The organism is Christiangramia aquimixticola (assembly GCF_048285835.1).
Classification (GTDB): Bacteria; Bacteroidota; Bacteroidia; order Flavobacteriales; family Flavobacteriaceae; genus Christiangramia; species Christiangramia aquimixticola.
The window spans coordinates 152,363-161,214 of record NZ_JBLVTL010000001.1 but is presented as its reverse complement, the minus strand read 5'-3'; the positions used below and the strand labels follow the sequence as shown (position 1 = coordinate 161,214).

The 8,852-nt window shown below is 36.6% G+C and carries 8 protein-coding genes; 4 read left to right on the top strand and 4 right to left on the bottom strand.

Going from position 1 to position 8,852, the window contains the following annotated elements; translation table 11 throughout:
- Positions 1–231: 231 nt before the first annotated feature.
- Positions 232–816 (bottom strand): acyl carrier protein phosphodiesterase, encoded by a 585-nt coding sequence (locus tag ACNKXV_RS00680; RefSeq protein WP_417905776.1) that lies wholly within the window; start codon positions 814–816, stop codon positions 232–234.
- Positions 817–932: 116 nt separating this feature from the next.
- Here ACNKXV_RS00680 and glmM point away from each other — a divergent pair, with 116 nt between their 5' ends.
- Positions 933–2,324 carry a phosphoglucosamine mutase gene (gene glmM, locus ACNKXV_RS00675; RefSeq protein ID WP_417905775.1) on the top strand — a complete coding sequence of 464 codons (1,392 nt, stop codon included), beginning with the start codon at positions 933–935 and terminating at the stop codon, positions 2,322–2,324.
- Here glmM and ACNKXV_RS00670 read toward each other — a convergent pair.
- Positions 2,321–3,232, bottom strand: coding sequence for a lysophospholipid acyltransferase family protein (locus ACNKXV_RS00670; RefSeq protein WP_417905774.1), 912 nt, complete (start codon positions 3,230–3,232; stop codon positions 2,321–2,323). The two genes, glmM and ACNKXV_RS00670, sit on opposite strands and share 4 nt — an antisense overlap.
- Positions 3,233–3,284: 52 nt before the next feature.
- Here ACNKXV_RS00670 and ACNKXV_RS00665 point away from each other — a divergent pair, with 52 nt between their 5' ends.
- Both ACNKXV_RS00665 and ACNKXV_RS00660 read left to right on the top strand, forming a co-directional pair.
- Positions 3,285–3,932 carry a rhomboid family intramembrane serine protease gene (locus ACNKXV_RS00665; protein ID WP_417905773.1) on the top strand — a complete coding sequence of 216 codons (648 nt, stop codon included), beginning with the start codon at positions 3,285–3,287 and terminating at the stop codon, positions 3,930–3,932.
- A 48-nt stretch (positions 3,933–3,980) separates the two neighbouring features.
- Positions 3,981–4,664, top strand: a complete 684-nt coding sequence (locus tag ACNKXV_RS00660) for an SIMPL domain-containing protein (protein ID WP_417905772.1) — start codon at positions 3,981–3,983, stop codon at positions 4,662–4,664.
- A 43-nt stretch (positions 4,665–4,707) separates the two neighbouring features.
- On the opposite strand, the gene ACNKXV_RS00655 is transcribed toward ACNKXV_RS00660, so the two are convergent.
- A complete protein-coding gene (locus ACNKXV_RS00655; RefSeq protein WP_417905771.1) occupies positions 4,708–5,829 on the bottom strand; it encodes a redoxin domain-containing protein in 1,122 nt (373 codons plus the stop codon).
- Between the two features lie 135 nt (positions 5,830–5,964).
- Between ACNKXV_RS00655 and ACNKXV_RS00650 the strand changes: the two genes are divergently transcribed.
- Positions 5,965–8,331 (top strand): GAF domain-containing protein, encoded by a 2,367-nt coding sequence (locus tag ACNKXV_RS00650; RefSeq protein ID WP_417905770.1) that lies wholly within the window; start codon positions 5,965–5,967, stop codon positions 8,329–8,331.
- Here the strand turns inward: ACNKXV_RS00650 and ACNKXV_RS00645 are convergent.
- Positions 8,323–8,852, bottom strand: a 530-nt coding sequence (locus ACNKXV_RS00645; RefSeq protein ID WP_417905769.1) for a Pycsar system effector family protein, incomplete at its 5' end; no start/stop codon positions are given. The two genes, ACNKXV_RS00650 and ACNKXV_RS00645, sit on opposite strands and share 9 nt — an antisense overlap.

The window sequence follows — 8,852 nt, the reverse complement described above, 5'->3', positions numbered from 1 at the left end:
ACAGAGCCTGAGCCGACTAATCCGGAGCCTGAATATATCAATGGTGAATATTATGTAATCGAAGGCGTAATGGTTTTAAGGAAAGATGATAAATGGTGGGTACAGAAAGGAAAAAATCTGAAAGAAGTGGAACTTATTAATGGTCGCTGGAAATTTGTAAAATAATTAATTAGCCCCCCAAAACAATTAAGACCGGTTTATACCGGTCTTTTTTATCTTCAATTGAGACTCTTATAACTGCCTTCTTTTCTCTTTGCAAAATAATTGGGCGTCCTCAAAAAACCTTTTAAACTCAAGTGCAAACTCGGGATAGTATTTTTGTAATTCCACGGTGGCTTCATTCATGCCAGACTTACTTCCAGTTCGCTTATTCATTCCATTCAATACTTTTTTAATACCATCTATTTCTGCATAACTCAATAACCAGTTATCCCGCATCATATAGGGTAAAAAACTTTTCACTTTAGGGGGAAGGATCTCATAGTTTTCCTTTAGCAGCGAATAGAAATTATCAACATACCTTTCAAGGGCTATATCGCTATATTCAGCCCAGTTTGCAGCCAGAAAATGATCATAAAAAATATCTACAATAATCCCACTATAATGGCCATAGCGGGAAGATAAGCGCTGAGTGCTCTCTCTAAACACCGGATGAGTATCTGTAAAATAATCGATACCTCTATGTAGAATTATGCCTTTTTGAATGTCCGGAGGATATTTAAGATATTTATTTCCTTTTATAGAATCGGCCATAAAATTTCCAATTCTGATTTTCTCATTATCTCCGGATAAGAAAATATGTGCCAGAAAGTTCATTTTCGGAAGATACAAATTTAAGCAGAGAGGGTAAATTTTCGTTAAGGTTTGGAAGCAGGGGAATTAGGCTTGTATATTTGCCGAATATTAAAAAAGACAGAAATTAAAAGATCGATATGACATTAATAAAATCAATTTCAGGAATTAGAGGAACCATTGGGGGAAGAACAGGAGATAATCTTACTCCTTTGGATACTGTGAAATTTGCAGCGGCCTATGGAACCTGGTTAAAGAAAAATTCCGGAAAGGATAAAATTAAGGTTGCAGTTGGGAGAGATGCAAGGATTTCTGGAAAGATGATACAGGAATTAACCATGAACACCCTAACAGGTTTAGGGATAGATGTCATAGATCTTGGACTTTCAACTACTCCAACTGTTGAGGTAGCGGTTCCTATGGAGAAAGCAGATGGAGGAATCATACTTACGGCCAGTCATAATCCAAAGCAATGGAATGCTTTAAAGCTTCTTAATAATAAAGGAGAGTTTTTAGACGGAGAAGCAGGAGCCGAAATACTTAAAATTGCCGATAGCGAAGATTTTACTTTTTCTGAAGTGGACGAGCTTGGTGAGATAAATGTTGTTGCAGATTATATTGAAAAACATATTGAGGAGGTTCTTAAATTAAAACTGGTAGATGCTGGGAAAGTAGCTGATGCAAAATTTAAGGTTGCCGTTGACGGGGTTAATTCCACCGGAGGAATAGCCATCCCTGCTTTATTGAAAAAAATGGGGGTTGAGGTTGTTGAATTATACTGTGATCCAAACGGACATTTCCCTCACAATCCGGAGCCGCTTAAAGAACACTTAACGGCGATTTGCGACCTAATGAAAAAAGAAAATGCAGATTTGGGGATAGTAGTGGATCCGGATGTTGATCGTCTTGCATTTATCGACGAGAAGGGAGAAATGTTTGGCGAGGAATATACATTAGTTGCCTGTGCAGATTATGTGCTCTCTAAAACACCCGGTAATACGGTAAGTAATCTTTCATCTTCCAGAGCTCTTCGGGATATTACAAATAAACATAATGGTAATTATCAGGCGAGTGCAGTGGGAGAAGTGAATGTTGTACAATTAATGAAAGATACGAATGCTATCATTGGGGGAGAAGGTAATGGTGGAATTATCTATCCGGAGGCTCACTACGGTAGAGACAGTTTGGTTGGAACAGCGTTGTTCCTTACTCACATGGCCGAGAAAAAGATGAAAGTTTCTGAAATAAGAAATGAATATCCTTCTTATTTTATGAGTAAGAACAAAATTGAACTTACTCCAGGTCTTGATGTTGACGGAATTTTAAAGGCTGTGCAACAGCGTCACGATGGTGAAGAAATTACTACGATAGATGGAGTGAAAATTGATTTCCCTGAGAACTGGGTTCATTTAAGAAAATCTAATACAGAGCCAATCATTAGAATTTATACTGAAGCTAAATCTCAGCAGGAAGCAGATGAACTTGCTCAAAAAATGATTAAGGAAATTGAAGAAATAGTTTCTGTTTCCTAAGTTCTTTTAAAAATAGCAGCATCATTAGGGATGGGAGTGCTTCGGTGCTTCCATCTCTTATGTGTCCATAAATAATACTCAGGCGCCTGCCTGATCTGCGCTTCCAGAAGAGTCAAATACTCATTGGTAATTTTATAGGGTGGTTCTTCCTTTGGCTCTAAAGAGATTGTTTTAAAAGTAGCCTGATAATGCCCTCGTTTTACCTTTTCTACATGCAGGTAAACAACCGCCATATTTAAGGGTTTGGCAAGTTTTTCGGTTCCAAGAAAAACAGGAACCTGTATATCCATGAACTCTGTCCAGAAAAATGCCCGACCTAATTTTGGAGACTGGTCTGCTACCATCGCATATACACCGCGAATTCCTTTTTTTTCGTTGCTTATTATAGTTTTGGTTGCATCTACCGTGGGTATTAGAACTCCATCAAACCGGCCTCTGATATCACGAGCCATCTGGTCGAAATATTTATTCTTAACTCTTTTATAGATCCCAAATCCTTTATAATCCAGACCATGTAATTGTAAGGCATTCATCCATTCATAACTGGCATAATGACCGCACATAAGAATTATGCTTTTATCCATATCCTGGATCTTCTGAATTTCAGAAATATTGGTGAAAGTAAAGCGTTTTTTCAATTCTGAATTAGAAATAGAAATGCTCTTCACCATTTCCAGAAACATGTCACACATATGACTGTAAAAGTCTTTTTCGATCTGTTTTAATTCAGATGAAGACTTATTGGGAAATACCAGTTTTAAATTATTGCTAACCGTTTTTCTTCTGTATCTAATTACATGAAAAACCAGGAAATAGGTAAAGTCTGAGACAGCGTAAAAAACGGGAAATGGAAGAATGGAAATAAGCCAAAGGAACGGATAAACTAACCAGTAAACTAATCCTTGCATAAAATTTCTTTCGGCAAATATATGGTATATTTGAAATTAAACTTTAGCAAATATGGGAGAATTAAGCCTTGTGACCCTTGTGGTCATCGCGGCCAATGCGTTAATTTCATTTAAGGGTTTTAGCGACCAAAGCTTTTTTAATAAATATAGATTCAATATTTCCAATATAAAGTCTGGTGCTAAATATCAAATATTTTCTTCAGGATTTTTGCATGTGGATCCAGGGCACCTTTTCGTAAACATGTTAACCTTATTCTTTTTTGCTAATGTGATCCTGTATAATCTTGGGTCAATTGCTTTTATAATAATCTATCTGGGAAGTTTATTGCTGGGTAATCTATTATCTTACTTTTTTCATAAGAATGATCCACATTATACAGCTGTGGGAGCCAGTGGAGCAGTTATGGGAATCCTGTATTCTGCGATTTTGCTGCAACCGGATATGACCCTGGGTTTATTCTTTGTAATCCCCATGCCGGCCTATGTTTTTGGAATAGGATACCTGTTCTACACCATTTACGGAATGAAAAAAAGAACCGACAATATTGGGCATGATGCACATTTTGGGGGTGCCACCGGTGGTTACCTGCTTACGATGTTGTTTGCACCATGGGTTTTTGAAACACATCTATTGATGGTCATCTTATTGGCCATCCCGATAGTTATTCTATTTTTCCTCCAAAGAACCGGCTACTTGTAGTTTGGTACTTTTTTTGGTTAACCCTTACAAATCTTAAACAAAACTATTATGAAAAGATATAGCGTATTGGTAGTTCTATTTTTAATGACCGCTTTGACCTCTATTACCGCTCAGGAAAATTCTGTGGTGAATGTTAGTGGAGAAGGCACGGTGAAAGTTGTGCCGAATGAAGTTATTTTAAAATCCAGAATTGAACATGAAGGTGATTCGGCAACTACAGTTAAAAGGAAGAACGACGAGGTTGTGAGGAAAGTAATTAAATACCTTAAATCACAGGGGATAGAGGATAAGTATATTCAAACCCAATATGTGAATCTTAATAAGAATTATAACTATAACGAGAAAACATATAGCTATGTCGCGAATCAGTCAATTTCCATAACGCTGAAGGATATATCGAAATATGAAAAAATCATGAATGGCTTGCTGGAGAATGGATTGAACAGAATAGATGGAATTCAGTTTAGTTCATCTGAAATGGAAAAATATGAAAAGGAAGCAAGAAAAATTGCGGTATTGGATGCCCAAAGTAAAGCGAAACAACTGGCTGAGCCCCTTGGTCAATCCATAGGTAAAGCGGTTGCCATTGCCGAAGTGAATTACAATAATGTCCAGCCATTATATAAAATGAGTGAGGAAGTTATGGCCATGGGACAGGACTCGGGTCAAAGTATTGCACCGGGAGAACTGGAAATAAAGATCCGGGTTAATATTGGATTTGAATTGAAATAAAAAAAGCGCCCAACGGCGCTTTTTTTGTGTTTAAATGGAAAGCTTATTTCAGCAATTCACCAATTTTCTCTGCAAGTGCTTCACCCCGTAAATTTTTAGCAACTATTACCCCATTCTCATCAAGTATAAAAGTTGCAGGAATGGCTTTTACCCCATATTTCTGTGCAATTGGCTCCTGCCAGAATTGCAAGTTGGAAACATGGTCCCACTGCTCAAGTTTATCTGCTTCTATAGCCTCTACCCATCTGTCTTTTTGCCCGGGTCTGTCAAGACTCACACTAATGATGTTAAGGCCCTGATCTTTATATTTATTATAAGTTCTCACCAGGTTAGGGTTTTCGATTCGGCAAGGCTTACACCATGCTGCCCAAAAGTCTACTACGGTTACCTTTCCTAAATTATCTTCTAAGGATATTTCCTTACCATCTGGTGTTGGGCCAGAAAAGCCAGGAGCTTTGCTTCCAACTTCAGCAGCTTTCATAGTTTCCAGACTTCTTTCCAGATCTTTGGCAAGATCTGTTTTTTTAATTCTGTCTGAAATTTCGGCATACATTTCCCGAACCTCAGCCGAACTCTGATTTTTCGAATTCAGCATGTCTGAAAGCAACATTACCGCCAGGTAAGTATCTTTATTTCTATTGAAGAGTTCTACTTTAAAGTTTTTGTCATTTTCCTGTAATTCCATTTGGGCTTCCCTAAGTTCCTGAAGCTCTTCAGGTTCACCCTGAGACATCTTGGATCTCATTTCTCGCTGAAGATTCCCAATTTTTTTATTCAGGGCATTTAAATGATCCAGATATTCAAACAATGCTTTGTTTTCTTTACCTCCGGTAACACGTGATGTTCGAATACTATCTTTATGAATATTAAATTCTACTTCTTCATTTTCAGAAATAAAGATCATATTCCCGTTTATTCCTTCAAACCTAAGAAAACTTAAAACCGGAAGATCTCTTTCTTTAAGATCGATCTCAAATTTCCCGTCTTTAACAACTCCGGTATCGATAACTACAGGAGTTCTGGTCTTTCCGTCAAGTTCAGAAACATATACTTTTTTACCGTCTTCCAGGCCATCTACGGTTCCTGAAATAAAATAACCTTTATCATCTCCACAGCTCGATAAGATCATGAATAGAGCTGAAAGTATATAAAATGTATTTCTCATATTTAATTGGATTTTGTACAAAAATAAAGAACTGCACCGGCTTACCGGTGGGATTTTAATAAATTATTGTTAATTTAAGTAAGCCTGTCTTTGTTGCCCTTTTATAAGATTTAATTTTACATTAAACTTCAGGCTATGACGCATCAATTAAAAGAATTTCCTTTTGATATTCAGATAAGCTTCCATAAAGTTATTGAAGAATATAAAAAAGAGCTAAAAGAAGTTCAAAACGATATTTCCAGAGAATACATGGAAAGCATGCTCGCCCATGTTTCAAAATATCCTGAACTTTCTGAAGGTTTTAGCGACCTTGCTTTACTGGAAAAATATGCAGAGCCTATAGACATATTACTGGACGACCTCTTTCCTAATATTCTTACTAATAACGAAATAAAGTCGGCTGCCGTTCCCTTTCATAATATCCTTTTTAAAACATCACGCCGGTTAAAACAAATTATTAATATTGCCGGGGAGAACTTTGCGCTTCAATTCCGCAATATGGATCAGGAGCTCATCTATACCTTTGCCAGTATACAGATCTTAAAATCCTATTATGGTCATGTAATCGATGTGTCACGACCTTTGTATTATGATATTCCAGATGATAATGGCATCATGAGGCATTATCGCCTGGCGATGAATGCAGATTTCGTAGAAATTATTAAAAAAGATGACGCACCAGAGGTAACTCAAAAAGATGTTGATCTTTTACTTCAGAATGTAGATGATATTGAATTGTGGAAAGAGAAAATCCCTCCACATAGTTATATTTTCAAAGGTTTTACGTTAATCAATCTCACAGACGTTACGATTGATGATGCTATTTCTGAATTAAAAACAACCCTTCTATTTGAAGAAGTTAATGAGGTCGAAGAGTTACAAAAGCTTCAGGAGATTTTTCGTTCCATTTATAAAATTAACGATTTAAGGGTAGGTTTTACTGTCTTTAACCGTAAGGAGATGGTCTTTGAGAAGATGGAAAATGAAGAAGCTAAAAGTTACATCCTGGATGAGAAAGTTAATAATGACTGCAACTCCGGTATTTGTGAGAAAGCTTTTCAGGCTCTGGTGGAAAAAAATACTTATTTCACCATTTCCAATGTGGATAATTATTCTAAAAAGCATGACAATCTCCTTTCGAAAAACCTGATAAAGAATAAAGTTAAAAGCTGTTTGCTGGCACCTGTTGCTAAAAATGGTAAACTACTGGGTGTGCTGGAACTGGTATCTCAGAGAAAGAATGAACTCAATAGCATCAACGCCATTAAACTGGATGATATACTGCCTTATATAGTTACTACGGTAGAAAGGAACCGAAATGATTTCGAAAACCGGATCAAGGCTGTAATTCAGAGTGAGTGTACTTCTATACATCCAAGCGTACTTTGGGTTTTTGAAAAAGAAGCTAAAAAATTTATCAAAGATCTTGATAAAGATGGATTGGCATCTTTTAAGGATATCAAGTTTAAAGATGTATATCCACTATATGGTCAAATTGATATCGTAGCATCTTCTGAAGCGCGAAATGAAGCCATTAAAAAGGATTTAATGGATCAGCTTGATATTATCATGAATATTATTGAGAAAGCGTATAAGATCGAAGAATTACCTATTTACGACCAGATCAAGTATAGAGTATCCGACTTTAAAGAGGAGCTGCAGGAAAGGTTGAACGCCAGTAGTGAACAAAAAGTTTTTAATCTCTTGAAAAAGGAGGTGAATCCACTTATGAGTCATCTTAAAAAACAATCTGAAGAGATTAGAAAACTGGTGGAGGAATATTCAGATATGCTAAATCCGGAAACTGGCTTGGTATATAACCACCGCAGAAAATATGATGAGACCGTACAACAAATCAACAGGACCATGTCTCGTTATATTGATAAAAGGCAAATCCAGGCCCAGGAAATCTATCCCCATTATTTCGAAAGATATAAGACAGATGGGGTAGATCATAACATATATATTGGACCTTCAATGGCCAATAAAAAACCATTTAATAAGGTGTATTTATTTAATCTCAGATTATGGCAGTTAAGTACCATGTGTGAGATGGAAAATAGATTTTATCAGCTACAGGAGCGTACACCCATGAAATTAGAAGCCGCTTCGTTAATCCTGGTTTATAATAGTACCATGTCTATAAGGTACAGGATGGATGAGAAAAAATTCGATGTGGACGGGACCTATAATGCACGTTACGAAATCATAAAAAAGCGTATTGATAAAGCCTTTGTTAAAGGGACTGAAGAAAGAGTTACCCAAAAGGGGAAAATGACCATTGTATACTCCCAAAGCAGTGACGAAAGAGAATATCTACAGTATATTAAATACCTGCAGGCAAAGAAATATTTTGGCGATCAGGTAGAGCTTGTGGAGCTTGAAGATGTGCAGGGTGTTGTTGGGCTAAAAGCAATACGGGTGAACATATTATATTCACCCGATTCCAATCATCCTGAAAATACTATTACTTACGAAAATCTAATGGAAGAATTACATTAGGTAAAACGCAAGGATAAATGCTATTACAGATACAATTATCCCCGTCATAAATACGGTATAAGTAAGTCTTAACAGGAAATATTTTCGATGCAGAACTTTTCCAAGCAAGTGCAGATCCAGCATGAGCATTTCGTACACATAATCCTTATCTTTTATAAGTTCGTTCATTCCCCATTTAAACTGATCAAACGGCATCTTGTGATAGTTCCCGAAGAATAATAAATTCACATTTCTGTTCTTGACCTGTTCTTTGGTGAATTCTCCGGTAGTGACATTTGGTCTTGTTGACAAAATGGACAATATAATTGAAGCTACACTAAATAAAACGAGGATCAAACTTGGGATTAGTAAATGCTTATTAGACTCGGCTTCAAGTTTAGGGATAAGATTTGCCAGAGCCAGGGAAATGATAATTGCATTTACAGACAGCAAAATGTTGGCTTTAGTATCAGCAATATCACTTAATTTAATATGGTTTCTAAGCGTAACCCGGAATAGAGTTTGAATACTTCGCTCTGGGT